Source organism: Streptomyces sp. NPDC031049, from assembly GCF_055571015.1.
On the sequence record NZ_JBVIGC010000004.1, the window covers coordinates 17,268 to 41,963 of the forward strand.

The 24,696-nt window shown below is 73.8% G+C and carries 18 protein-coding genes and 1 pseudogene; 13 read left to right on the forward strand and 6 right to left on the reverse strand.

The window, feature by feature from the left end; genetic code table 11:
- The first annotated feature begins 94 nt into the window (after window positions 1-94).
- Both radA and disA read left to right on the forward strand, forming a co-directional pair.
- A complete protein-coding gene (gene radA, locus ACZ45Q_RS07870) occupies window positions 95-1,504 on the forward strand; it encodes a DNA repair protein RadA (RefSeq protein WP_468256543.1) in 1,410 nt (469 codons plus the stop codon).
- 80 nt (window positions 1,505-1,584) lie between these two features.
- Entirely contained in the window at window positions 1,585-2,709 is a 1,125-nt protein-coding gene (disA, locus tag ACZ45Q_RS07875; protein WP_468256545.1) for a DNA integrity scanning diadenylate cyclase DisA, read from the forward strand.
- Window positions 2,710-2,882: 173 nt separating this feature from the next.
- Here the strand turns inward: disA and ACZ45Q_RS07880 are convergent, their stop codons facing one another.
- Entirely contained in the window at window positions 2,883-3,704 is an 822-nt protein-coding gene (locus tag ACZ45Q_RS07880) for a hypothetical protein (RefSeq protein WP_468256547.1), read from the reverse strand.
- Between the two features lie 174 nt (window positions 3,705-3,878).
- Here ACZ45Q_RS07880 and ACZ45Q_RS07885 point away from each other — a divergent pair, with 174 nt between their 5' ends.
- The gene (locus ACZ45Q_RS07885; RefSeq protein WP_468256550.1) at window positions 3,879-4,526 is read left to right on the forward strand and encodes a phosphatase PAP2 family protein; all 648 of its coding nucleotides are present in this window, start codon (window positions 3,879-3,881) and stop codon (window positions 4,524-4,526) included.
- An 8-nt stretch (window positions 4,527-4,534) separates the two neighbouring features.
- Here the strand turns inward: ACZ45Q_RS07885 and ACZ45Q_RS07890 are convergent, their stop codons facing one another.
- Both ACZ45Q_RS07890 and ACZ45Q_RS07895 read right to left on the reverse strand, forming a co-directional pair.
- Complete coding sequence (locus ACZ45Q_RS07890; RefSeq protein WP_468256553.1) at window positions 4,535-5,200, reverse strand: response regulator transcription factor; 666 nt, start codon at window positions 5,198-5,200, stop codon at window positions 4,535-4,537.
- Window positions 5,197-6,750 carry a histidine kinase gene (locus ACZ45Q_RS07895; protein ID WP_468256555.1) on the reverse strand — a complete coding sequence of 518 codons (1,554 nt, stop codon included), beginning with the start codon at window positions 6,748-6,750 and terminating at the stop codon, window positions 5,197-5,199. The genes ACZ45Q_RS07890 and ACZ45Q_RS07895 overlap by 4 nt, the downstream gene beginning before the upstream one ends.
- Window positions 6,751-7,238: 488 nt before the next feature.
- Between ACZ45Q_RS07895 and ACZ45Q_RS07900 the strand changes: the two genes are divergently transcribed.
- From ACZ45Q_RS07900 to cseC, 5 genes are all read left to right on the forward strand, one after another.
- Window positions 7,239-8,186, forward strand: a complete 948-nt coding sequence (locus ACZ45Q_RS07900; protein ID WP_468256558.1) for an HhH-GPD family protein — start codon at window positions 7,239-7,241, stop codon at window positions 8,184-8,186.
- Window positions 8,187-8,489: 303 nt separating this feature from the next.
- Window positions 8,490-9,029, forward strand: coding sequence for a SigE family RNA polymerase sigma factor (locus ACZ45Q_RS07905; RefSeq protein WP_468256560.1), 540 nt, complete (start codon window positions 8,490-8,492; stop codon window positions 9,027-9,029).
- Window positions 9,017-9,700 carry a hypothetical protein gene (locus tag ACZ45Q_RS07910; protein WP_468256563.1) on the forward strand — a complete coding sequence of 228 codons (684 nt, stop codon included), beginning with the start codon at window positions 9,017-9,019 and terminating at the stop codon, window positions 9,698-9,700. Before ACZ45Q_RS07905 ends, ACZ45Q_RS07910 begins: the two co-directional genes overlap by 13 nt.
- A 65-nt stretch (window positions 9,701-9,765) precedes the next feature.
- The gene (gene cseB / locus ACZ45Q_RS07915) at window positions 9,766-10,470 is read left to right on the forward strand and encodes a two-component system response regulator CseB (RefSeq protein WP_468256566.1); all 705 of its coding nucleotides are present in this window, start codon (window positions 9,766-9,768) and stop codon (window positions 10,468-10,470) included.
- 9 nt (window positions 10,471-10,479) lie between these two features.
- Window positions 10,480-11,838 (forward strand): two-component system sensor histidine kinase CseC, encoded by a 1,359-nt coding sequence (cseC, locus tag ACZ45Q_RS07920; RefSeq protein WP_468256569.1) that lies wholly within the window; start codon window positions 10,480-10,482, stop codon window positions 11,836-11,838.
- A 12-nt stretch (window positions 11,839-11,850) separates the two neighbouring features.
- On the opposite strand, the pseudogene ACZ45Q_RS07925 reads toward cseC, so the two are convergent.
- Together ACZ45Q_RS07925 and ACZ45Q_RS07930 are read right to left on the reverse strand one after the other, a co-directional pair.
- A pseudogene (locus ACZ45Q_RS07925) lies at window positions 11,851-12,087 on the reverse strand (VOC family protein); the annotation flags it as partial.
- Window positions 12,088-12,138: 51 nt separating this feature from the next.
- The gene (locus ACZ45Q_RS07930) at window positions 12,139-13,749 is read right to left on the reverse strand and encodes an MDR family MFS transporter (protein ID WP_468256571.1); all 1,611 of its coding nucleotides are present in this window, start codon (window positions 13,747-13,749) and stop codon (window positions 12,139-12,141) included.
- A 140-nt stretch (window positions 13,750-13,889) separates the two neighbouring features.
- Between ACZ45Q_RS07930 and ACZ45Q_RS07935 the strand changes: the two genes are divergently transcribed.
- Window positions 13,890-14,477 (forward strand): TetR/AcrR family transcriptional regulator, encoded by a 588-nt coding sequence (locus tag ACZ45Q_RS07935; RefSeq protein ID WP_468256574.1) that lies wholly within the window; start codon window positions 13,890-13,892, stop codon window positions 14,475-14,477.
- Window positions 14,478-14,488: 11 nt separating this feature from the next.
- Here the strand turns inward: ACZ45Q_RS07935 and ACZ45Q_RS07940 are convergent, their stop codons facing one another.
- Window positions 14,489-15,187 (reverse strand): M23 family metallopeptidase, encoded by a 699-nt coding sequence (locus ACZ45Q_RS07940; RefSeq protein ID WP_468256576.1) that lies wholly within the window; start codon window positions 15,185-15,187, stop codon window positions 14,489-14,491.
- A 395-nt stretch (window positions 15,188-15,582) separates the two neighbouring features.
- On the opposite strand from ACZ45Q_RS07940, the gene ACZ45Q_RS07945 reads away from it, so the two are divergent.
- The 4 genes from ACZ45Q_RS07945 (at window position 15,583) to ACZ45Q_RS07960 (ending at window position 24,695) form a co-directional block, all read left to right on the forward strand.
- A complete protein-coding gene (locus ACZ45Q_RS07945) occupies window positions 15,583-18,153 on the forward strand; it encodes an NACHT domain-containing protein (RefSeq protein WP_468256578.1) in 2,571 nt (856 codons plus the stop codon).
- 9 nt (window positions 18,154-18,162) lie between these two features.
- A complete protein-coding gene (locus ACZ45Q_RS07950) occupies window positions 18,163-20,736 on the forward strand; it encodes an NACHT domain-containing protein (RefSeq protein WP_468256580.1) in 2,574 nt (857 codons plus the stop codon).
- Window positions 20,737-20,895: 159 nt separating this feature from the next.
- The gene (locus tag ACZ45Q_RS07955; RefSeq protein ID WP_468256582.1) at window positions 20,896-21,567 is read left to right on the forward strand and encodes an HAD family acid phosphatase; all 672 of its coding nucleotides are present in this window, start codon (window positions 20,896-20,898) and stop codon (window positions 21,565-21,567) included.
- Between the two features lie 47 nt (window positions 21,568-21,614).
- Window positions 21,615-24,695, forward strand: a complete 3,081-nt coding sequence (locus ACZ45Q_RS07960) for an NACHT domain-containing protein (protein WP_468256585.1) — start codon at window positions 21,615-21,617, stop codon at window positions 24,693-24,695.
- The last annotated feature ends 1 nt before the right edge of the window (window position 24,696 follow it).

Here is a 24,696-nt window from a genome sequence, read left to right on the forward strand (position 1 = left end):
GGGCGCCGGTACCGGCAGCGGCCGGTACGCGGCGGTGGGGCCGCCCTGGGGCCGTGGGGACGGGCTGTCGGTGGCGGCGGTTACCGTTTCGGGCATGGCTGCCCGTACGAAGACCACCAAGGACCGGCCGTCCTACCGCTGCACCGAGTGCGGCTGGCAGACGGCCAAGTGGCTCGGCCGCTGCCCCGAGTGCCAGGCGTGGGGGACGGTGGAGGAGTACGGCGCGCCCGCGGTCCGCACGACGACACCGGGCCGCGTCACCACCTCCGCCCTGCCCATCGGCCAGGTCGACGGCCGCCGGGCCACCGCCCGCGGCACCGGCGTGCCCGAGCTGGACCGGGTGCTCGGCGGCGGACTGGTGCCCGGCGCCGTGGTGCTCCTCGCCGGCGAGCCCGGCGTCGGCAAGTCCACGCTGCTGCTGGACGTGGCGGCCAAGTCGGCGAGCGAGGAACACCGGACGCTGTATGTCACGGGCGAGGAGTCGGCGAGCCAGGTCCGGCTGCGCGCCGACCGGATCGGCGCCCTGCACGACCACCTCTACCTCGCCGCCGAGACCGACCTCTCCGCGGTCCTCGGCCACTTGGACGCGGTGAAGCCGTCGCTGCTGATCCTCGACTCGGTCCAGACGGTCGCCTCCCCGGAGATCGACGGCGCGCCCGGCGGCATGGCCCAGGTGCGGGAGGTGGCGGGCGCCCTGATCCGCGCCTCCAAGGAACGCGGCATGTCCACGCTGCTGGTGGGCCACGTCACCAAGGACGGCGCCATCGCCGGCCCGCGCCTGCTGGAGCACCTGGTCGACGTCGTCCTGCACTTCGAGGGCGACCGGCACGCCCGCCTCCGCCTGGTGCGCGGCGTCAAGAACCGCTACGGCGCGACGGACGAGGTCGGCTGCTTCGAACTGCACGACGAGGGCATCACGGGCCTCGCCGACCCGAGCGGACTCTTCCTGACCCGTCGTGACGAACCGGTCCCGGGCACCTGCCTGACCGTCACCCTCGAGGGCCGCCGCCCGCTGGTCGCGGAGGTGCAGGCCCTCACGGTCGACTCCCAGATCCCCTCCCCGCGGCGCACCACCTCCGGCCTGGAGACGTCCCGGGTGTCGATGATGCTGGCCGTCCTGGAGCAGCGCGGCCGCATCAGCGCCCTGGGCAAAAGGGACATCTACTCCGCGACGGTCGGCGGTGTGAAGCTCTCCGAGCCCGCCGCGGACCTGGCCGTGGCCCTGGCGCTGGCGAGCGCGGCCTCCGACACCCCGCTGCCGAAGAACCTCGTCGCGATCGGCGAGGTGGGGCTCGCCGGTGAGGTGAGACGGGTCACGGGCGTGCAGCGCAGGCTCGCCGAGGCCCACCGCCTGGGCTTCACGCACGCCCTGGTGCCGGGCGATCCGGGCAAGGCGCCGGCCGGGATGAAGGTCCTGGAAGTGGCGGACATAGGGGACGCACTGCGGGTCCTTCCGCGCTCGCGTCGCCGAGAGGCCCCACGGGAGGCGGAGGACCGCCGGTAGACTTTGCCCAGGTCTCGCCCGTCCGTACGTCCGAGTGTGCGACACGGGAGCGCCCCAGAACCTGCGACCGGAGGAGTGCAGTGGCAGCCAACGACCGGGCAGCAGCTCCCGGAAAGTCCGGTGGGAGTGCCGGTTCCGATGGCCTGATGCGCGCCTCGCTGAGCGCCGTGGCTCCGGGCACGGCACTGCGTGACGGACTGGAACGCGTCCTGCGCGGCAACACCGGCGGACTGATCGTGCTCGGCTCCGACAAGACCGTCGAGGCGATGTGCACGGGCGGCTTCGTGCTGGACGTGGAGTTCACCGCGACCCGGCTGCGCGAGCTGTGCAAGCTCGACGGCGGCATCGTGCTCTCCTCGGACCTGTCGAAGATCCTGCGGGCCGGTGTCCAGCTGGTCCCGGACCCGACGATCCCCACGGAGGAGACGGGCACCCGGCACCGCACGGCGGACCGGGTCAGCAAGCAGGTCGGCTTCCCCGTCGTCTCCGTCTCCCAGTCCATGCGGCTGATCGCCCTCTACGTCGACGGGCAGCGCCGGGTCCTGGAGGACTCGGCGGCGATCCTGTCCCGCGCCAACCAGGCGCTGGCCACCCTGGAGCGGTACAAGCTGCGGCTGGACGAGGTCGCGGGCACGCTGTCCGCGCTGGAGATCGAGGACCTGGTCACCGTCCGGGACGTCTCCGCGGTCGCCCAGCGGCTGGAGATGGTGCGCCGGATCGCGACCGAGATCGCCGAGTACGTGGTCGAGCTGGGCACCGACGGGCGGCTGCTCGCGCTCCAGCTGGACGAGCTGATCGCCGGTGTGGAGCCGGAGCGGGAGCTGGTCGTGCGGGACTACGTGCCCGAGCCGACCGCCAAGCGGTCCCGGACGGTCGACGAGGCACTCGCCGAGCTGGACAAGCTCTCCCACGCCGAGCTGCTCGAACTGTCCACGGTGGCCCGCGCGTTGGGCTACACCGGTGCGCCGGAGACCCTGGACTCGGCGGTGTCGCCGCGGGGGTTCCGGCTGCTGGCGAAGGTGCCGAGGCTGCCCGGGGCGATCATCGACCGGCTGGTGGAGCACTTCGGGGGCTTGCAGAAGCTGCTGGCGGCCAGCGTCGACGACCTCCAGACGGTGGACGGCGTCGGCGAGGCCCGGGCGCGCAGCGTCCGGGAAGGGCTGTCCCGGCTGGCGGAGTCCTCGATCCTCGAGCGGTACGTCTAGGCCGCGGCGGGGCGCCGTCCGGCCCCGGCGAGGCGGCCGTCGCCGCCGCGGGGGCTGCGGTCGCCGTCGCGGGGCTGCCGTCGTTCCGTCACGGGGGCGGCCGTTGGTCCGTCCGGGCTGCCGTCCTCCCGTCGCGGGGGCGGCCGTCGTTCCGTCGCCGTACCGGCCCGGGGTCAGTCGCTTTCCAGGACGAAGGACGTCTGCACCTTCGTGAAGCCCTGCGCCTTCGCCTCCACGAGGTACGTCCCCGGCTTGGCCGAGCCCGCCGGAGGCGTGCCGCACTCGGGGGCACTGGGCTTGCGGTCCCACGTGACGGTGGAGGTGATGGCGCTGTTCGCCGCCACCCGGTACTGGAGGCTGCGCGCGCCCTTGGGACAGTCGGCGGACGACCAGTACGGGTCCTCGGCACCGGCCTGAGTGATCGTCACCACGGTGTACTTGGGCCCGAGGTCGATCTTGCAGTCGCTGCCGGAGGTGTTGCGCGCGGTCAGCTGGAAAGCGGGCCGCCGGCCGGGGTCGTAGGCGTTGCGGACGCTGCGCAGGCTCAACTTCACCGCGTTCGGCGTGCAGTTGGGGAGCCCGGAACCGCCCGGCAGCGCGTCTTGGGCGCCGACCCCGGTGCCCGTGCCGCCGTCGGAGCCGCCGCCCGCACTGCCGTCGGAGCCGCCGCCCCCGGTCGCGGAGCCCGAACCGGAGTCGTCGCCGGAGCCGTTGCCCCCACCGGACCCGGAGGAGCCGCCGTCGCCCGACTCGTCCCGCCCGCCCGGCGCCTGGCTGATCGCCGGGCCGGAACTCGACGGCCCCGGAGTGATCGAGGGCGCGGGATTCTTGCCGTCGGCGCCGTTGTCGTGACCGTTGCCGCCGCCCCCGCCGCCGGCGGTCACGATCCACGTGATCAGCAGCGCCAACAGGGCGATCACAGACAGCAGTACGGCCCTCCGTCGCCAGTAGATGGAGGAGGGAAGCGGCCCGACCGGATTGCGCAGAGATCCCACGGCGCAAACTGTACGAGAGATCGGCACGTTCCCTTGCCCCACCCGCCGTTCGGGGCCGCAACTTTTCCGGATCATCATCCCGGTGACGGGCCCGCCTCCCCGACTTTCGTCAGGGGACGCACGTGACGATCGCAGGGTGTGACCGCATCCCGCGGCTGCCTACTGTCCGTGACCATGGATTTCGACGACTCCACGCTGTACCGGGACATCACCGGTCTCGCCCATGACGCCCCCGCCTGGGTCCAGCACACCGCCGAAACAGGCACGGAGGCCGGCATCGTGCTGTTCGCCGTGCTGTTCGTGGCCGCCTGGTGGCGGGCGCGGCGCGACGACGCCCGGGGATTCGCGATCGCGGTGCTCGCACCTGTGGCCACGGCAGTGGCGTACGTGGGCAGCGAGCTGCTCAAGTCCGGTTTCGCGCAGGAGCGTCCGTGCCGCGCGGTCGCCGACGCCGCCGCCTCGCTGGCGGCCTGTCCGCCGCACGGTGACTGGTCCTTCCCCAGCAACCACGCCACGATCGCCGGTGCTTCGGCGGCCGGGCTGGTGCTGATCCGGCGGGCGCTGGTGGTGCTGACGGCGCCGCTCGCGCTGCTGCTGGCCTTCTCCCGGGTGTTCGTCGGCGTGCACTATCCGCACGACGTCGTCGCCGGGCTGCTGTTCGGCGCGGGCGTCGTCCTGGTGGCCGTACGGCTGGCCACGCGTCCGGCGACGCGGCTGGCGGAGACGATGCGCGGCTCGTCGGCACCCGCCGTGCGGTGGCTGACGGGACCGGGGCCGCGGCCGGCGCGCGTCCCGTCGTACGCCGGCCACCGGCGTCCGTGACGGCCGGTTCAGTGCTCCACCAGACCCGCCTCGTACGCGACGATCGCCGCCTGCACGCGATTGCGCACCTCGAGCCGGTCCAGGACCGCGCTGACGTACGCCTTCACCGTGCCCTCGACGAGGTGCAGCCGGGCGGCGATCTCGGGGTTGGACAGGCCCGCGCCGACCAGGCCGAGCACTTCGCGTTCGCGTGGGCTGAGCCGGGCCACGCGCGCGCGTGCCCGTTCCTCGCGGCCGAGCCGGCCGCCGCCCCCGGCCCTGCCCAGGTCCTCGATCACGTACCGGGCCACCTTCGGGGACAGGAAGGCGCCGCCGCCCGCCACCGCCCGTACGCCCGCCAGCAGCTCGTAGGGGTCGCCGGACTTCAGCAGGAAGCCGGTGGCGCCGCCGGTCAGCGCGCGGGCCACGTAGGCCTGTTCGGAGAAGGTGGTCAGCATCGCGACCGCCGTGCCGGGCGTGGTGCGGCCGATCTCCTCGGCCGCCGCGAGGCCGTCCAGGCGGGGCATGCGGATGTCGAGCAGGGCGACGTCCGGGCGGTGGGCGCGGACCAGGTCCACGGCCTCGCGGCCGTCGCCCGCCTCGGCGACGACCTCGCACTCCCCGCCGCTCGCCAGGATGGCCCGCACGCCCGCGCGCACCATCGCCTCGTCGTCGGCCAGCAGGACGCGGATCATGAGGTGGGCTCCTCGGGGGGTTCGGTGGTGTCCGGTCCGACGCGCGGGATCACGTCCTTGGCGGCCAGTCGTCCCGAGCCGGTGTCGTAGCAGAGGCGGAAGTGGTCGACGGATACGAGGAGTTCGCCGCTGGCGCGGTAGTAGTGGCAGTCCGTGCCCGGCGGCACCGCCGGCGCGCGGTCCACGGGCGGGTCGCGCACCTCCCGGTCCGGCAGCACACGGGCGACCTGCGCGGCGGTCATGCCGGGGCGCAGCTTCGCGTACGCGCTGGGGCTGAGGACCGCGTGGGTCTCGGTGTAGGCGTACCAGGCGAACGCGGCGCCGGTCAGGGCCACGCCCGCGCCGGCGGCGGTGGCGAGGCCGACGGCGACCCGGCGGCGGGCGCGGGCGAAGGGCGAGGCCGGAGAGCGCGGGGCGGGGCGGGCGGCCTGTTGTGCGGGGACGTGCGCGCGCACCCGGAAGCCCGCTCCGTGCGGGCCCGCCGCGAACTCGCCGCCGACGGCGGTCACGGCGGCGCGCAGCCCGAGCAGGCCGGTGCCGCCACGGGACGGGGAACTCTCCCCGGTCGCCCGCCCGTTGGTGACGGTGACGGTGCTGCCGTGCCGGTCCCCGGTGAGCGTCACGGTCACGGGTGCGCCGGGGGCGTGGCGGGCGGCGTTGGTCAGCGCCTCGCGCACCACCCGGTGCAGCAGCCGTTCGGTGATGCCGCCCGGCTCGGGGGCGGGCGCGTCCGGGTCCGGCCGCCAGCACACGGGCAGGCCCGACTCGGCCGCGCGGGCGACGAGTTGCTCGATGCCCTCGCCCGCCGGAGACAGCGGGACGGGGTCGTCGTCCTCGCCCAGGACACCGATGATGCGGTGCAGCCGGTCGGTGGCGTCGGCCGCCGCGGCACGCAGGTCGGCCGCCGCGGCGCGGTGGTCGTCGGCGAGCCCGGGGGCGACCTGGAGGGCCGCGGCGCGCAGGGCGATGAGGCTCAGTTCGTGGCCCAGGGAGTCGTGCATGTCCTGGGCGATCCGGGCGCGTTCGCGCAGCCGGGCGCGCTCCTCGGCGTGCCGCTGCTCGTCCTCCAGCCGCGCCGCCCGGAGCCAGCCGGCCTCGGCCAGGGCGCGGCTCTGCCGCCAGTAGCGTCCGCCGAGCCAGGGGAAGACGCAGCCGAAGAGCAGCGTGCCGGTCAGCACCATCGCTTCGGGGGCCGGGTCGACGCCGACGAGCGCGATGCGTACGGCACCGAGGGCGGCGACCGCCGCGAAGCAGGCCACCGCCGGGCGGGCGCCCGGTGCGCGCAGGCCGAGCAGCAGCGCGAGGACGGCGAGGGCGGGGCCGTATTCGACGGTGAACAGGGCGGGGGCGGTGGCCAGGCTCAGGGCGGCCGTGAGCGCGAAGGCGGCGAGCGGGTGCCGGCGGGCGAGCGCTGCGGACCCGGCGAGCGCACCGAGCCCGGCCGCCTGCGGCCAGACGCCGCGCGGCTCCCCCACCCCGAGCCACACCGCGGCCGACGCGGGCGCCGCGAGGGCGGCCCAGAACAGCACCCCCCGACCGAGCCGGACCACCCGCCCGACGCCTCCGCCGGGTCCCGGCGTGCGGGGCGGGGCCGCCTGGCCGGGGAGGCCTGGGGGCGTCGGCGGGCCCGGGCGGTCGGACGGTACCGGGCTGCTATGGAGGCCGAGCGACGGCGGGTGGCCCGGCCGGTCGCGGGGAGCCGCGGGGACGGGCTGCTCGGAGGCGGACGAGGGGACCGGCGAGCCGGGGGGCGTCGGCGGGCTCGGACGGTCGGACGATGCGGGGTTGCCCGGACGGGCGGGTGATGTGGGGCTGTCCGGACGGGCGGGGCGGGGGGCCGTGTCCGGGCCGTCGGGTGGGGTGGTGGGGCCGGTTCGGCGGGGGGCGGGGTGCTCGGAAGCCTGGCCGGGGTGTTCCATTGCGCCGACGCTACCCCCGGGGCGCGGCGCCCCACCGCTGTCGATCGTCAGGTGCCGTGACCTCCTCCGGGTGGCGGTGCGCCCGCGCGGGCGTCCTCCCGTGGCAGGATCGGAAGGTCATGACTGCGCCCACGAAGCCCTCGCACACCGGTTCCCCCGACACCTCCCCCGCGGACGCCGCCGCCGAGGCGGCCCCGGCCGCGCTGCACTCCCCCGTCATCGACTGGTTCGACGAGCACGCCCGCGACCTGCCCTGGCGGCGCCCGGAGGCCGGCGCCTGGGGTGTGATGGTCAGTGAGTTCATGCTCCAGCAGACGCCGGTCAACCGCGTCCTGCCGGTCTACGAGCAGTGGATGGCCCGCTGGCCGCGCCCCGCCGACCTCGCCGTGGAGGCCCCCGGCGAGGCCGTCCGCGCCTGGGGCCGGCTCGGTTACCCGCGCCGCGCCCTGCGGCTGCACGGCGCCGCCGCCGCCATAGCGGAACGGCACGGCGGCGACGTACCGTCCGACCACGCCCAGCTCCTGGCGCTGCCCGGCATCGGCGAGTACACGGCGGCCGCCGTGGCCTCCTTCGCCTACGGCCAGCGCCACCCGGTGCTGGACACCAACGTCCGCCGGGTCCTCGCCCGCGCCGTGACCGGCGTGCAGTACCCGCCGAACGCCACCACCACCGCCGAACGCAAGCTCGCCCGCGCGCTGCTGCCGGACGACGAGGCGACCGCCGCGCGCTGGGCCGCCGCCTCCATGGAGCTGGGCGCGCTGGTGTGCACCGCCCGCAACGAGTCGTGCCACCGCTGCCCGATCGCCGCGCAGTGCGCCTGGCGGCTCGCGGGCAAGCCCGAGCACGACGGGCCGCCGCGCCGGGGGCAGACGTACGCGGGGACGGACCGGCAGGTACGGGGACGGCTGCTCGCCGTGCTACGCGAGGCCCACGGGCCGGTGCCGCAGGCGGCCCTGGACCGGGTCTGGCACGAGCCGGTCCAGCGTGCCCGCGCCCTGGACGGTCTGGTCGCCGACGGCCTGGTCGAACCGCTCGCCGACGGCCGCTACCGGCTGCCGCTGACCTGATCCACGGCGGCCGGCCGGGCAGCCGGCGGGCGCCGGCCCTCGTGACAGCCGACCGTCTCCCCCGGCCCGCCCGACCCGACGGGCGAATCGGGGCACAGAGGTGCAAACCCCCGACCGCTCGCCGCGCCTCCCGCGTCCGTTACACAACCGACGGACAGCCGAGGGTCAGCCGCAGGCTGCCTCGGACAGTGCCGTGACAACGCTTCCCTACCTTCGTTCCGTGCCCACCGGTCACGGCAGGGCGCACGGACCGACGAGGACTTCCAACGGGGACTTCCACGGGGAAAGGGGAGGCGATTCACCATGGCACAGGGCGAGGTGCTCGAGTTCGAGGAGTACGTCCGCACTCGGCAGGACGCGTTGCTGCGCAGTGCCCGGCGCCTGGTCCCGGACCCCGTCGACGCCCAGGACCTGCTCCAGACGGCGCTGGCGCGGACGTACGGCCGCTGGGAGACCATCGAGGACAAGCGGCTGGCCGACGCCTACCTGCGGCGCGTGATGATCAACACCCGTACCGAGTGGTGGCGGGCGCGCAAGCTGGAGGAGGTGCCCACCGAGCAGCTCCCGGACGCCTCCGTGGACGACGCCACCGAGCAGCACGCGGACCGCGCCCTGCTGATGGACGTCATGAAGGTGCTCGCCCCGAAGCAGCGCAGCGTCGTGGTGCTGCGACACTGGGAGCAGATGTCCACGGAGGAAACGGCCGCCGCCCTCGGCATGTCGGCCGGAACGGTCAAGAGCACGCTGCACCGGGCGCTCGCCCGGCTCCGCGAGGAGCTGGTCGCCCGCGATCTGGACGCACGCGCGCTGGAGCGTGAGGAGCGGGAGCGTTGCGCGGCCTGACCGGCGGCACCAGGGGCGCCAAGGACACAAGGGGCACCCGGGGCGGCAGGAACGACGTTCAGGCGGCGAGTACGGCGGGTGCCGGGCTCGCCGCCCTCGCCCTTGTGCTCGCCGGCTGCGGCGCCGGAGGCACCGGTGCCCGTGACGAGGGCCCCGCCCACGCCGAGGCGGTGACCGGCGCCGCCATGTCGCCGTCCGCCTCGCCCTCCCCGTCGAAGGTGCCCGACCGGGTCGACGCCGTCCGCCTGGTGAAGGGCGACCCGCGGGTCTCGGCGGAGGTGAAGCGGGAGCTGAAGCCGTGCGTCGGCGACGAGTACCCCCTCGACGTCAGTTACGGCAAGCTGACCGGCAACTCGGCCGAGGACGTCGTCGTCAACGTGCTGACCTGCGGCGACGCGGTCGGTGTGGGCAGTTACGTCTACCGTGAGACGGACGGCAGGTACCAGAACGTGTTCAAGGCCGAGGAGCCCCCGGTCTACTCCGAGATCGACCGCGGCGACCTGGTGGTGACCAAGCAGGTCTACGAGGACGGCGACCCGGTGGCGAGCCCGTCCGGCGAGAACGTGATCACCTACCGCTGGTCCGGGGACCGGTTCGACGAGCAGTACCGCACGCACAACGACTACAGCAACGCCGCCGGGAACGTGCCCACGCCGGCGCCCGACAACTGACCGCACGCCGGACGACGCCCACGAGACCTGGCCGAACGACGACCACGAGACCTGAGAGAACCGGGATGGCAGACCAGACCCACGTCCTGTTCGTCGAGGACGACGACGTCATCCGCGAGGCCACCCAGCTCGCCCTGGAGCGGGACGGCTTCGCGGTCACCGCGATGCCCGACGGCCTGTCCGGACTGGAGGCGTTCCGGGCGCGGCGGCCCGACATCGCGCTGCTCGACGTCATGGTGCCCGGTCTGGACGGGGTCAGCCTGTGCCGCCGGATCCGGGACGAGTCGACCGTGCCGGTGATCATGCTGTCGGCGCGGGCGGACTCCATCGACGTGGTGCTGGGCCTGGAGGCGGGCGCCGACGACTACGTGACCAAGCCCTTCGACGGTGCGGTGCTGGTCGCCCGGATCCGCGCCGTGCTGCGCCGCTTCGGGCACGCGAGCGGCGGCGACCGGAAGGACGGAACGGCCGCCCCGGACGACGGCGGGGTGCTGACCTTCGGCGAGCTGGAGGTCGACACCGAGGGCATGGAGGTGCGCCGGGCGGGCCGGCCGGTGGCGCTGACGCCCACCGAGATGCGGCTGCTGCTGGAGTTCTCCTCCGCGCCAGGCACGGTGCTCTCCCGGGACAAGCTGCTGGAGCGGGTCTGGGAGTACGGCTGGGGCGGGGACACCCGGGTCGTGGACGTCCATGTGCAGCGGCTGCGGACGAAGATCGGCCAGGACCGCATCGAGACGGTCCGCGGCTTCGGCTACAAGCTCAAGGCCTGAGAGACGCGTATGCGGGGGTTCTTCCGGCGGCTGATCGCCTCGGCCGTGCGCCGCGCGGGCATCCGCACGGGCCTGAGATGGAAGCTGAGCGCGGCCATCGCCCTGGTCGGGGCGCTGGTCGCGGTCGCGTTGAGCCTGGTCGTGCACAACGCCGCGCGGGTGTCGATGCTGGACAACGCCCGTGACCTCGCCGACGACCGCATCCAGATCGCCCAGCGCAACTACGAGCTGTCCGGGCGGCTGAACTTCCCCAACGCCCAGATCGACGACCCGGAGCTGCCGGCGGAGCTGCGCAAGAAGGTGGAGCGCGGGCGGCGGGCGACGTACGTCTGCGACCGGCCGGACGGGGTGACGGACATCTGGGCGGCCGTGCCGCTCAAGGACGGGCACGTGATGTCCCTGCACAGCCCGTTCACCGACCGCAGCTCGGACATCCTCGACGATCTCGACCAGGCCCTGGTGATCGGCTCCATCGCGGTGGTCCTCGGCGGCAGCGCGCTCGGCGTGCTCATCGGCGGGCAGCTGTCGCGGCGGCTGCGCAAGGCCGCAGCCGCCGCGAACCAGGTCGCCAAGGGCGAGCGCGAGGTGCGGGTGCGGGACGCCATCGGCGGGGTGGTGCGGGACGAGACCGACGACCTGGCGCGCGCCGTGGACGCCATGGCCGACGCCCTCCAGCAGCGGCTGGAGGCCGAGCGCCGGGTCACCGCCGACATCGCGCACGAGCTGCGCACCCCGGTGACCGGTCTGCTGACCGCCGCCGAGCTGCTGCCGCCGGGCCGGCCCACGGAACTGGTTCTGGACCGGGCCAAGGCGATGCGCACGCTGGTCGAGGACGTGCTGGAGGTGGCCCGGCTGGACAGCGCCTCGGAGCGGGCGGAGCTCCAGGACATCATGCTGGGCGAGTTCGTCACCCGGCGCGTGGCGGCCAAGGACCCGGACGTCGACGTGCTGGTGGTGCACGAGTCCGAGGTCACGACCGATCCGCGCCGTCTCGAACGGGTGCTGTTCAACCTGCTGGCCAACGCCGCCCGGCACGGCCGGCCGCCCATCGAGGTCAGCGTCGAGGGGCGGGTCGTCCGGGTCCGCGACCACGGGCCCGGGTTCCCCGAGGCGCTGCTCGCCGAGGGCCCGAGCCGCTTCCGCACCGGAAGCGCGGACCGTGCCGGACGCGGGCACGGCCTCGGGCTCACCATCGCGGCCGGGCAGGCGCGGGTCCTGGGCGCCCGCCTCACCTTCCGCAACGTGCGGCCCGCCGGGGCGCCCGAGGACGTGCCGTCCGAGGGGGCGGTCGCCGTGCTGTGGCTGCCGGAGCACGCGCCGACCAACACGGGCAGCTATCCGATGCTGCCGCTGTCCGGGCAGCAGTGACGGGCCGCCGGTCTACCGGCATCGCTCCTGGTCCATGTCCAGGCCGCCCTCGCGGGGCCGGGTGAAGGAGAACCAGTTGCCGGAGTCGTCGCGGGACAGCGCCTCCGTGCCGTAGGGCCGCTCCTGGGGTTCCTGGAGGAACCCCACGCCCCGGTCCTTGAGCTTCTTGTAGTCGCCGTGGATGTCGTCGGTGGTCAGCACGCCGGCGCCGAGCGCGCCCTTGGCCACCAGCTTCTTGACCATCTCGGCTGGGCGGGCGGACGGGTGGGCGAATGGACGGGTGGGGCGGATGGACAGGCGTCAGACCGCCTCGCCCACCGGCACCCTCCCCGGCGCCGGGTCGTCGCCGGGGCCGCCGTCCGCCGCCCCGTCCGCCGCCTTGGGGCCCGAGCCCTTCAGCGGCACCTCCTTGACGAACACCGCCGCCGCCAGCGCGAGCACCGCGACCGCGGCACCGAGCAGGAAGGCCCCGTGGGTACCGGCCGCCACCGCGTGCTCGTAGGCCTCCCGGGCGGCGTCCGGCAGCCGGGCGAGGCTCGCCCCGTCCAGTTGCGCGGACTGCTCGGTCACCGCCGAGCCCGCCGAGCCGGCCCGCTCGGCCATGACGTCCTGGACCCGGTGGTTGAACACGGCGCCCATGATCGCGACTCCGAAGGAGGCGCCGAGGGTGCGGAAGAGGGTGGTGGAGGAGGAGGCCACGCCCATGTCCTTCGCCTCCACGCTGTTCTGCGCCACCAGCATGGTGATCTGCATCAGGCACCCCATGCCGAGTCCGACCACGGCCATGTACACGCCGGAGGTGAGGCGGGAGGTGTCCGTGTCCATCAGTGACAGCAGATACAGGCCGACGGCCATCAGCGCGGCGCCGGCGACCGGGAAGATCTTGTAGCGGCCGGTGCTGGTGGTCACCCGGCCCGCGACCATGGACGTGACGAGCATCGCGCCGAGCATCGGCAGGAGCAGCAGCCCGGAGTTGGTGGCGGAGGCACCCTGCACCGCCTGCTGGTAGAGGGGCAGGAACAGCGTGGCGCCGAACATCACGAAGCCGGCGATGAAGCCGATCACGGACATCAGCGTGAAGTTGCGGCTGCGGAAGATGTGCAGCGGCACGATCGGCTCGGCGGCCCTGGTCTGCCAGAACGCGAACCCGACCAGCGAGGCGACGCCGATGGCGATCAGCTCCATGATCCGGGTGGAGGTCCAGGCGTACTCGGTGCCGCCCCACGTGGTGACCAGGACCACCGCGGTGATGCCGACGGTCAGCAGCACGGCGCCGAAGTAGTCGATCCGGGCGTGGGAACGCCTCTTCGGCAGGTGCAGCACGGCGCCGACGGCGGCCAGCGCGACCGCGCCGAGCGGCAGGTTGATGTAGAAGGCCCAGCGCCAGCCCCAGTGGTCGGTGATCGTGCCGCCGACCAGCGGTCCGCCGATCATCGCCAGCGCCATGACGCCGGCCATCATGCCCTGGTACTTGCCGCGCTCGCGCGGCGGGATCAGGTCACCGATGATCGCCATGACGCCGACCATCAGACCGCCGGCGCCGAGTCCCTGCACCGCGCGGAAGCCGATGAGCTGGCCCATGTCCTGGGCCATGCCGCTGAGCGCGGAGCCGATCAGGAAGATCACGATCGACGTCATGAACGAGCCCTTGCGGCCGTACATGTCGCCGAGCTTGCCCCACAGCGGGGTGGAGGCGGCGGTGGCGAGGGTGTAGGCGGTGACCACCCAGGAGAGGTGTGCGAGCCCGCCCAGCTCGCCGACGATCGTCGGCATCGCGGTGCCGATGATCATGTTGTCCAGCATCGCGAGCATCATCGCGATCATGAGGGCGAGCAGGACGACCCGCACGCTCCTCGGCTGCTTCCCGGTGCCGTCCGTCTCGGCGACCCCGGCCGTCGGTGCGTCGGTCATCGCGCGCCCCCACTCCGTCCTGCCCGCTCTACTTACTTGCCGACCGGCAAGTTCAATACGATGGGGAAGGTAGACGCGTAACTAGCCGGACGTCAAGTAAGTTTTCCGGAAGGCGCACGGCGTAGGAGGATGGCGGCACGATGGACGGCAGCAAGCAGCGGCGCCGCGGGGACACCCGCCAGCGCATCCAGGACGTGGCCCTCGAACTCTTCGCCGAGCAGGGCTACGAGAAGACCTCCCTGCGGGAGATCGCCGAGCGGCTGGAGGTCACCAAAGCCGCGCTGTACTACCACTTCAAGACCAAGGAAGAGATCCTGGTCAGCATCTTCGAGGACCTCTCGAAGCCGGTCGAGGACCTCGTGGAGTGGGGCGCCCGGCAGCCGCACACCCTGGCCACCAAGCAGGAGATCATCCGCCGCTACAGCGACGCGCTGGCGGACGCCGCGCCGCTGTTCCGGTTCATGCACGACAACCAGGCGACGGTGCGCGAACTGCGGATCGGCGAGATGTTCAAGGACCGGGTCCTGGGCCTGAAGGACATCCTCATCGACCCCGAAGCGGACCTGGTGGACCAGGTCCGCTGTGTCAGTGCACTGTTCACGTTGCACGCCGGGCTGTTCGTCCTCCACGACCTGGAGGCCGACCCCGCCAGGAAGCGGGCGGCCGTCCTCGAGGTCGCCACCGATCTGGTCACCCAGGCGCACCGGGGCGGGGAGGCCGACTCCTAGGGGGAGACCCCTCAGACGGTCACGCCCTTGGAGCGCAGGAAGGCGACCGGGTCCACGGCCGAGCCGTAGTTCGGGGTGGTGCGGATCTCGAAGTGCAGGTGCGGACCGCTGGAGTTGCCGGTGTTGCCGGACTTGGCGATGTGCTGACCGGCCTTCACGATCTGGCCGACCTTCACGTCCACCTTCGACAGGTGGGCGTACTGGGAGTACGTGCCGTTGCCGTGCTTGATCACGACGGCGTTGCCGTAGGCGGGGCCGTCACCGGCGCCGTTCGGGCCGGCCTTGACGACGGTGCCGCCACCGGCGGCCACCACGTTGGTGCCGACCGGCACCGCGAAGTCCTGGCCGCTGTGCTTGGAGGCCCACATGCCGCCGTTCTGGGCGAAGCTCGCGGTGAGCTTGTAGTTCTTGACCGGGTCGACCCAGGAGGCGGCCTTCTTCTTGGCGGCCGGCTTCTTGGCGGCGGCCTTCTTCGCGCTCGCGGCCTTCTCCGCCTTGGCGGCCTTGGCGGCCTTGGCCTGGGCGGCGGCCTGCGCCTCTACGGCGTGCGCGGCGGTGGAGGCGGTGGCGCTGGAGGCCGCCGTGGTGTCGACGGCGGCCGCGACCCCGGCTCCCAGAGCGACCGAAGCGCCGAGGCCGGCGGCCGTCACGGCCGCACGGGTGCGGAGGGTGGTCGGGCGGGAGATGCGGGACGTGACACGCGAGAACATTCGAACCTCATGGGGACGGGAGCACAGGAATGCCCATCCGGGAGACGCACTGGCGTTCGCCGGGCGGGCCTCACCTTGGTAACCCGATCGGTCGTAAGCGCACAAAGGTGTGACCTACGACCAGATGTCGTACTTCATCCCCAAACTTCACGCGGAGCGACAGAGCCGCCATTTGGGACATACCAGCTCAGGGACCCGGATTTCCCTCCAGCCATCCGGCCCATATGTCCGATTTCTTAGTTCTCGCCCTTTCTCCTATTCCGCGTAGTACGTGACGCACGTCCTGTGCGGCACATCACCGGCAGCCCGCTCCCGTGGCCCGCGAATGTGACCCGGGCTACTCCCGGATCACCCAACACACCCCTTCGCCAAGGCGGTTCACCTACCCTCGGACTATGGTCGACGCCACATCCTTAGGGGTCCGGATCGCCTCCGGCGCGGTCGCACCGCTCATCCGCAGACTCTTCGTCCAGGACGGGCCCGGCGCGCGACTCGTCGACCGTCCGGTGCGGCTGTCGGCGCTGGTGTCGTTCCGCCGCGAGAAGCGCAGCGTCACTCCCGAGGACGTCGACAAGGTCGCGGCCGAGCTGGTCCGCAGGGCGCAGAAGGCGGCCGGCCCCGCCGATCCGCCGGTGGACGCCGGGGAGGCCGTGGCGGTCCGGGAGGCGCTGGCTCAGACCCTCGCCGCGCTCGGCGAGATCACCATCGAGGACTACGAGGCGGTGGGGCTCGGGCCCGAACGGTTCGCCCGCGAGCTGCGCGGCAGGGTCGCGCTGCCGGCGTACGGCCTGGGCGAGGCGGGCCTGCTGCTCTACGACCGGCTGCTGCACACCGCCGCCCTGCACATCCTCACCTTCCTCACCCAGCGCTCCACCTACGTCGCCCGGCAGCTGACCGTCCAGACCCAGCAGCTGTCCCGGCTGGTCCGGGCCGTCGACGTCCTGCTGGAGAGACTGCCGCCGCAGTCCGCCGAGGACGCGGGCTTCGAGGAGCGGTACGCGGACCACATCGCCGCCCGCCACGGCACGCTCACCATCTACGGGCTGGACGCCGGGACCCGCGAGTGGCCGCTGGACACCGCCTATCTGAGCCTGGAGGCGACCCGGCCCGGCGGCGCGGAGCGCCTGCGCCTGCCCACGGAGCAGGTGCTCGCCGGACACGACCGGGTCTTCCTGCGGGGTGTCGCCGGGTCCGGCAAGACGACCCTGGTGCAGTGGCTGGCGGTGACGGCCGCGAGCCGCGTCTACGACCACGGGCTGACCCACCTGATCGGGCGGGTGCCGTTCGTGCTGCCGATGCGCAGGATCGTGCGGCCCGGGGCGGAGCTGCCGGCGCCCGGCGCCTTCCTGCGGGCGGTCGGCTGCCCGGTCGCCGGGGAGCAGCCGCCCGGCTGGGCGGAGCGGGTGCTGCGGGCCCGGCGTGGGGTGCTGCTGGTCGACGGCATCGACGAGATCGCCGGCGACCGCCGCGACGCCGCCCGGCGCTGGCTGCGCGAGCTGGCGCGGGCCTACCCCGGCAACCTGTGGCTGGTCACCTCCCGCCCCTCGGCGGTCCCGGACGACTGGCTGGCCGCCGAGGGCTTCGCCGAGCTGACCCTGGCCGAGATGGCCCGCGACGACGTCGCCACCTTCGTACGGCGCTGGCACCGCGCGGCCGGGGCGGACGAGGCCGTCGGCGCATCGCTGCTCGCCGCCGTGCGGATCACCTCCGAGCTGAACCGGCTGGCGGCCAACCCGCTGATGTGCGGCATGCTGTGCGCGCTCCACCGCGACCGCCGCGGCTTCCTGCCGCAGGACCGCAAGTCCCTGTACGAGGCCGCGCTGACGATGCTGCTGGAGCGCCGGGACCGGGAGCGGGAGCTGCCCGGCCCCGACGGGCCGCGGCTGCCGTACGCCACCCAGGTGCAGCTGTTGCAGAAGCTGGCCTGGTGGCTGATCCGCAACAGCCGGCTGGAGCTGGACCGGGAGGACGCCCTGCGCATCGTCGGACGGGCGCTGCCGGCGCTGGGACTGGCCGACGCCGGCGCGGAGGAGGTGCACCGCTCGCTGCTGCTGCGCTCCGGGGTGCTGCGCGAGCCCGCCGAGGACCGGGTGGACTTCCTGCACCGCACCTTCCAGGACTATCTGGGCGCCCGGCTGGCCGTGCAGGAGATGGACTTCGACCTGCTGGTCCGCCACGCGGGCGAGGACGGGTGGGAGGACGTGATCCTGCTCGCCCTCGCCCACGCCCGTCCCCAGGAGGCCGAGCGGATGCTGCGCGGGCTGCTGGCCGGGGGGACACCGCGGCACACCCTGCTGGCCGCGGCCGGGCTGCGGTACGCGGCGGAGGTGGAGCCGGGGATGCGCAAGCGGGTGGAGGAACAGCTGGCGGAGCTGGTACCGCCGGCCGACTTCGGACGCGGTACCGCACTGGCCCGGGCGGGCGGCGACCTGGTGCTGCACCTGCTGCCGGGCCCGGAGGGGATCGACGACGGCACCGCGGCCCGGGTCGTCACCACCGCCATCGACGTCGGCAGCGAGGCGGCCCTGCACTTCCTGACCCGGTTCCGCCACCATCCGGGACGATCGCTCCAGGTCTTCCTGGCCGACGCCTGGGACCGCTTCGACCGGGAGCTGTACGCCCGGGAGATCCTCGCCCACCTGCCCCGGCAGTGGCCGGTCCCGGTGTCCGCGGTGGAGCACCTGCGGATACTCCGCTCCATCGGCGGCTGGGAGCAGATCAGCCTGCGCGGCACCTACCGGATCGAAGACCTCACGTCGCTGATCGTGCCCGAGCGGCTCAGACACCTGTCGCTGGGGGCTCCGCATCCGGTCGAGGGCCTGGCCTGGCTGTCGGCGTTCCCCTCCCTGGAGAGCGTCCACGTGGCCGGCGACGAGGACCCCGTCATGGCCCGCGAGGTACCGGCCGGCGTGCAGCTCACCTGGGGCACCGCCCGGCAGCGGTCCCGAGCCGGTGAGCGGGGGTGAGCCGGACCCGTGGATCACGTCGTGCGCACCCCCTCCGCCCTCGCCGCGCCGCTCGTCTCCCGGCTGCTGCGCGCCCCCGCCCGGCCGCCCGCCGCTCCCGAGCCGGTCGCCGGTCTGGTCAGCTGGCTCGGCCCGGCACCCCCGGCCACGGCCGACGACGTCCACCGCACCGCCGCCGACCTGGTCCACCTGGCCGCCGAGCGGTACGCCGCCCCCACCGCCGAGCTGCCCGCGGTCGTCGACGTCCTGGCCCGTACCCTGCTGGCGATCGCCGAGGTCGACGTCACCGACGCCGACGCGGTCCGGCTCGGGCCGCAGGGCTACGCGCGCCGGCTGCGCGGCGCGGTCCAGGGCGCCGACCGGGCGCTGTCGGCGGACGCCGCCTGGTTCCACGACGCGCTGCTGGTGTCGGTCTGCCTCCACCTCGTCCACCACCTGGTGCGCCGCTCCCCCTGCCTCCAGCGCCAGCTGCCGCAGCAGGCCGGCCGGATCGCCCGGCTGGTGGACCTGGGCGACGCCGAGGCGACGGCGCCGCGGAGCGAACGCCCGCCCGAGGACGTGCGGTTCGAGGCCGAGTACGCCCAGTGGGTGGCCCGCCGGCACGGCTGGCTCACCATCGTGGGCGTGGACTTCCCCAACGCGCCGGACCGCTGGCCGCTGGAGGAGACCTACCTGAGCCTGGAGGCGGAGGAGCGCGGCGGCGTCGGCGACGACTCCGACGAGCAGCGCACCGTCCTGCTCGCGGACCGCGCGCTGGAGGACCACGAGCGGGTGCTGCTGCGCGGTGTCGCCGGGTCGGGCAAGACGACGCTGGTCCAGTGGCTGGCCGTGGCCGCCGCCCGCGAGGGCTCCCGGGTGCCGTTCGTGCTGCCGGTGCGCCGGTTCGCCCGGGAGGGCTTCCCCGCGCCGGACGACTTCCTGCACGCGGTGCGGCATCCGCTCGCCGACCGGGCCCCGGAGGGCTGGGTGGTGCGCACCCTGCTCGCCGGCCGCGCCCTGCTGCTGGTCGACGGCATCGACGAGGCGCCGGAGAAGGCCCGCGGCGAGCTGCGCGACCGGCTGCGCCGGCTGCTGCGCGTGTTCTCGGGCAACGGCTGCCTGGTCACCTCCCGGCCGTCCGCCGTGGAGGACGGCTGGCTCGCGGCGGACGGGCTGGCCGAGGAGGGCTTCGTCGAGCTGGTGCTCGCCCCGATGTCGCGGGACCGGGTGACCCGGTTCATCCGGGACTGGCACACGGCGGCCCGGCTCGACGAGCAGAGCCGGCCCGGCCCGGCGCAGCGGGAGCGGGGCACGCTGGACGCGTACGAGCAGCGGCTGCTGCACTCCGTACGGATCTACCGCGAGCTGCGCCAGCTCGCCACCAACCCGCTGATGTGCGGCCTGATCTGCGCCCTGAACCGGGACCGGGCCGGCTCCCTGCCCAGCGGGCGCAAGGAGCTGTACGACGCGGCCCTGGAGATGCTGCTCCAGCGCCGCGACCCCGAGCGGGACGTGCTCTACGCGGACGACGTGCGGTTGCAGCAGAGCACCCGGGAGCGGCTGCTCCAGAAGCTCGCCCACGCCATGCTGGAGGAGGGCGTCTCCGAACTGCCGCGCGAGCGGGCGGTCGGCATACTCGACGCCGCCCTGCCCGCCATGCCCGTCGCCCGGGCGCAGGGCGACGGCGCGACGATCTTCCGGCACCTGCTGCACCGCACCGGGCTGCTGCGCGAACGGTCGGGCGACTCGGTGGACTTCGTGCACCGCACCTTCCAGGACTACCTGGCCGCCAAGGAGATCGTGGCCCGGGGCCGGTTCCCGACGCTGGTGGACCATGCCCACCGGCCCGAGTGGGAGGAGGTCATCCGCATGGCGGCCGCCCACGCACGGCCCGAGGAGTGCGCGCGGTTCCTGGAACAGCTGCTGGCCGCCGCGCCGGGGCTGCGCCGGCCGCAGGTCAACCACCGGCGGCTGATGGCCGCCGCCTGCCTGGAGCACGTCACCGAACTCGACCCGGCGGTGCAGCGGCTCGTCCACGACCGGACCAAGCACCTGGTGCGGCCCGCCACCGAGCCGGCCGCCCGCGGCCTGGGCTGGGTCGGCCCCATCGTCCTCCAGCTGCTGCCCGACCCCGACCAGGTCACCGACGACCGCCGGGCGCGGCTGCTCGCCATCACCGCCACCCGGGTCGAGGACGACGCCGCCATCGACTACCTGGCCCGGCTGCGCTCCCGCGCGGCGCTCCCCGTCCGCGCCGAACTCGCCCGGGGCTGGCGGCACTTCGACACCGAGCGGTACGCCCGCGAGATCATCGCCCATCTGGACCCGGACGGGCTGTACTTCCCCGTCTCCGACACCGCCGAGCTGGCGGCCCTGCGCGAGCTGGGCGGACGGGAGCGCATCCAGGTGGCCGGGGTGATGCGGGCCGGGGAACTGCTGGCGGGCCTGATCCCGGAGCGGCTGACCCACCTGTGGCTCAACGCCGAACTGACCGACACGGACGTCTCCTGGCTGTCCCGTTTCCCGCGGCTGCGGGTGCTGCGGGTCAATCCGCGCCTGCCGCGGGTGCGGAACGTGCCGAGCGGCGTGGAGATCACGGCGTAGCGAGCAGGAGGGCGCCCCGGCGGCCCGGCCGGGCGCCCTCCACGTGACAACCGGTCAGTAACCCAATCGTTGCCGTCCGGCCACTTGTTGACGCGAGCATGCCCGCGACACCTTGATGCCGTCAGGCATCCGCGCAGGCATGAGAGGACGCCACCCCCCATGACCGAACAGACCGGACCGACCAGACAGTCCGGGCGCGCCTGGAAGCGCGCCCTCGGCACCGCCGCCGTCACCGGGGCCGTGCTCACCGTGACGGTCACGCCCGCCGGCGCGACCACGACGTCGCCCGCCCCGGCGCAGGCCCCGGCCGCCACGGCCACAGCCACCGCCGCGGCCGACGTCGACTACGACACCTGGCAGCGCGACTGCCGTGCCGTGATGGACCAGGCCATGCCGTACCTGAAGGAGCGCATCGCCGACGCCCGGCCCGGCGAGAAGCAGGCGATCGTCCTGGACATCGACAACACCTCGCTGGAGACCGACTTCGGCTTCAGCTACCCCCAGCCCGCCAACGCGCCGGTGCTCCAGGCGGCCCGGTACGCCCAGGAGCGCGGAGTCGCCCTGTTCTTCGTCACCGCCCGCCCGGGGATCATCTACCACCCCACCGAGTGGAACCTCGACCACGCCGGCTACGAGTCCTCCGGCCTGTACGTCCGCGGCTTCTTCGACCTGTTCAAGAACGTCGCCGACTACAAGACCGCCCAGCGCGTCGACATCGAGTCCAAGGGCTACACGATCATCGCCAACATCGGCAACAGCGCCACCGACCTGTCCGGCGGCCACGCCGAGAAGACGTTCAAACTGCCGGACTACGACGGGCAGTTGTCCTGACGCAGGGATAAGCTCCCCTGGTCGGCGACGGACCACGGGGGTGACGGATGGAACCGGCGGCACTCGGCGGGAAGCTGGCGTCCGGGCTGGTCGCCCCGCTGGTGAAGAAGCTCTTCGTCACGGGCGGCCCCGGCGCCGGACTGGTCGACAGACCGGTCCGGCTCACGCACCTCGTCGCGTTCCGGGGCGAGCAGCGCACGCTCGGCGAGCGGGAGGTGCGCCGGCTCGCGGGGCGGCTGGTCGGGGACTCGCTGGACTCCCCCGGCGAGCCGCCCTTCCCGCGCGAGGAGGAGACCGCGGTCGCCGACGCCCTGGCCGCCCGGCTGCTCGCCCTCGGCGACCTGGACATGGACGACGTCCAGGCGGTCCGGCTGGGCCACCGCGAACTGGCCGTCCGGCTGCGCCGGCACGCCGCCGGGGCCGGCGACGGCCTGTCCACCGACGCCCGCCACTTCCTCGACTCCGCGACCGAGTGGGCGTGCCTGCACATCCTGGAGTTCTTCACCCGGCGCTCCACCTTCGTCGCCCGGACGCTGGTGGCCCAGACCCGCGGCCAGGCCGAGCTGATCGCGAAGGTCGACGAGCTGATCACCCGCACACCGCGCCCGGACGCCCGGGACACCGCCTTCGAACGCCGGTACCTGTCGTACGTCGCCGAGCGCCACAACCACCTCACCATCTACGGCGTCGACCTGCGCGACTCCCCGGACCGATGGCCGCTGGAGGTCGCCTACCTGAGCCTGGAGGCGACCGACGACCGGGCCCCCGGCGCCGACACCGACCGGGACGCCCTGTTCGGCGAGGGCGCACCGGCGCGCACCGAACGGATACCCGCCGACGAGACCCTGGACCGGGAAGCGAAGGTGCTGCTGCGCGGCGACGCGGGCTCCGGCAAGACCACCCTGGTGCAGTGGCTGGCGGTGACCGCGGCCCGGGAGGGCACCCGCATCCCGTACGTCCTCCCGCTGCGCACCCTGGTCCGCACCGGACCCCTGCCCGCCCCGGCCGCCTTCCTGACCGCGGTCGGCTGCCCGCTCGCACCCCCGGACGGCTGGGCGGAACGCGTCCTGGCCACACGCCGGGCCCTGGTCCTGGTCGACGGGCTGGACGAGATCCCGGCGGCCGACCGTCACGCCGCCCGGGACTGGCTGACCGGTCTCATCCACGCCTACCCCGGCAACCGCTGGCTGCTGACCACCCGCCCCACCGCCGTACGCACCGACTGGCTGGCCCGCGAAGGCTTCCGGGAACTCTCCCTGGCCCCGATGGGCCGGGCCGAGGTCGCCACCTTCGTCCACCGCTGGCACCGGGCGGCCGACGCCCCGGAGTACGAGCAGCGGCTGCTGGACTCCCTGCGCACCAAGCGCGATCTGTCCGGCCTGGTCACCAACCCGCTGATGTGCGGCCTGCTCTGCGCCCTGCACCGCGAGCGGCGCGGCTATCTGCCCACCGGACGCAAGGAACTGTACGACGCCGCCCTCACCATGCTGCTCGCCCGCCGGGACCGGGAACGGGGCATGGGCACCGTCGACGGCCCGGAGCTGGGCGAGGAGGCGCAGCTGGAACTGCTGCAACGCCTCGCCTACGCCATGGTGCTCAGCGGCGGCACCGAGATGGCCCTTGAGACGGCCGAGGGCATCGTGGAACGGGCGCTGCCGGTGCTGGCGCCGGACGCCGGGCACGGGGGCGCGGCCGACGTCCTGCGGACGCTGCTGCTGCGCAGCGGGGTGCTGCGCCGGCCGGCCGAGGGCGTCGTGGACTTCGTCCACCGCACCTTCCAGGACTATCTCGCCGCCCGGTACGCCGTGGCCGAGGGCCACCTCGGCGTCCTCACCAGCCATGCCGACGACACCCAGTGGGAGGACGTCATCCGCATGGCCGTGGCCCACGCCCGGCCGCACGAACGCGGGTCCGTGCTGCGCGAGCTGCTGGCCCGCGACACGCCCCGGCTCACGCTGCTGGCCCTGGCCTGTCTGGAGCACACGACGGCCCTGGACCCGGCGGTGCGGACGGAAGTGGCCGACCGGGCCGCCGCACTGATCCCGCCGCGCACCACCGAGGCGGCGCGGGAACTCGCCGGGGCCGGTCCGCTGGTCCTGGAGCTGCTGCCGGGGCCGGACGGCCTGACGGACGAGGAGGCCCGGGGCGTCACGGTCACCGCCTCGGTCCTGGGCCGGGAGGAACCCGACGGGGCGCTGGCCGTGCTGCGCCGCTTCCGGGACCACACCGACCTGGACGTGCGACGCCAGCTCGTGGGCACGTGGCACCGGTTCGACACGGAGGAGTACGCGGCGGAGGTCCTGGACCACCTCGACCGTACGGGCCTCATCCTGGACTGCGAATCACCGGCCCAGCTCGCCGCGCTCGCCGGGTTGCGGCCGTGGCCCAGGCTGTCGGTCACGGGGCGGTACCGGGCCAAGGACATCGTGGACGCCGTACCGGAACCCGGCGCGGTGATGGAGCTGAACGTCTTCGAGAATCCCCTGTTGACGGACTTGACCGCACTGCAACGCTTCACCTCGCTGAGCAGGCTGACGCAGAAGGAGTGCCCGAACGCCGGCAGCCTGGAGGCTCTGGCCGAGCTGCCCCTCACCGAACTCGTCCTCGGATTCGGCTCCAGCCTGTCGGGGATACGGTCCCTGACATCACTGACCCTGCTCTACCTGGACCTGGACGAGCACCTGCCGGGCACTGATCTCAGCGAGGCGCTGCCCACCGAATCACCGCTGGGCGTTCTCAGCCTGGTCGGCAGGAGCACGGCATCGACCGGGCTGCGGGGCCTGGCGCGCTGGGAAACCCTGCATACGCTCAACCTCGGCCGACTGACCAGCGAACTGACGGCAGACGATTGGCGGGAGGTCGCCGCCCTGCCCGGGCTCACCCGCCTGCACCTGCACGCGGCGATCATCCGGGAGCTACCAGACTCCATCGACCGCATGCCCGAACTTCCCGACATCCAGACACTGGTGGTGTACGGCATGGAGGGGACCGAGCACCTCGCGGCCCTGGCGGCCCGGCTGCCGGGCCTGCATGAGGTGACGCTCGCGAACCGGCCCGGGCACTCCTGCACCTTGTCCGGGTTCCGGCCGCTCTTCCCAGGTGCCGCAGTACACCTGACCCACCCCTGAC

What these genes read in the sequence shown, in the direction of transcription:
- radA (WP_468256543.1), top strand. Translation starts at nt 95, where the DNA reads ATGGCTGCCCGTACGAAGACCACCAAGGACCGGCCGTCCTACCGCTGC.
- ACZ45Q_RS07885 (WP_468256550.1), top strand. Translation starts at nt 3,879, where the DNA reads ATGGATTTCGACGACTCCACGCTGTACCGGGACATCACCGGTCTCGCC.
- ACZ45Q_RS07890 (WP_468256553.1), bottom strand. Translation starts at nt 5,200, where the DNA reads ATGATCCGCGTCCTGCTGGCCGACGACGAGGCGATGGTGCGCGCGGGC.
- ACZ45Q_RS07900 (WP_468256558.1), top strand. Translation starts at nt 7,239, where the DNA reads ATGACTGCGCCCACGAAGCCCTCGCACACCGGTTCCCCCGACACCTCC.
- ACZ45Q_RS07905 (WP_468256560.1), top strand. Translation starts at nt 8,490, where the DNA reads ATGGCACAGGGCGAGGTGCTCGAGTTCGAGGAGTACGTCCGCACTCGG.
- cseB (WP_468256566.1), top strand. Translation starts at nt 9,766, where the DNA reads ATGGCAGACCAGACCCACGTCCTGTTCGTCGAGGACGACGACGTCATC.
- cseC (WP_468256569.1), top strand. Translation starts at nt 10,480, where the DNA reads ATGCGGGGGTTCTTCCGGCGGCTGATCGCCTCGGCCGTGCGCCGCGCG.
- ACZ45Q_RS07930 (WP_468256571.1), bottom strand. Translation starts at nt 13,749, where the DNA reads ATGACCGACGCACCGACGGCCGGGGTCGCCGAGACGGACGGCACCGGG.
- ACZ45Q_RS07935 (WP_468256574.1), top strand. Translation starts at nt 13,890, where the DNA reads ATGGACGGCAGCAAGCAGCGGCGCCGCGGGGACACCCGCCAGCGCATC.
- ACZ45Q_RS07940 (WP_468256576.1), bottom strand. Translation starts at nt 15,187, where the DNA reads ATGTTCTCGCGTGTCACGTCCCGCATCTCCCGCCCGACCACCCTCCGC.
- ACZ45Q_RS07945 (WP_468256578.1), top strand. Translation starts at nt 15,583, where the DNA reads ATGGTCGACGCCACATCCTTAGGGGTCCGGATCGCCTCCGGCGCGGTC.
- ACZ45Q_RS07955 (WP_468256582.1), top strand. Translation starts at nt 20,896, where the DNA reads ATGACCGAACAGACCGGACCGACCAGACAGTCCGGGCGCGCCTGGAAG.
- ACZ45Q_RS07960 (WP_468256585.1), top strand. Translation starts at nt 21,615, where the DNA reads ATGGAACCGGCGGCACTCGGCGGGAAGCTGGCGTCCGGGCTGGTCGCC.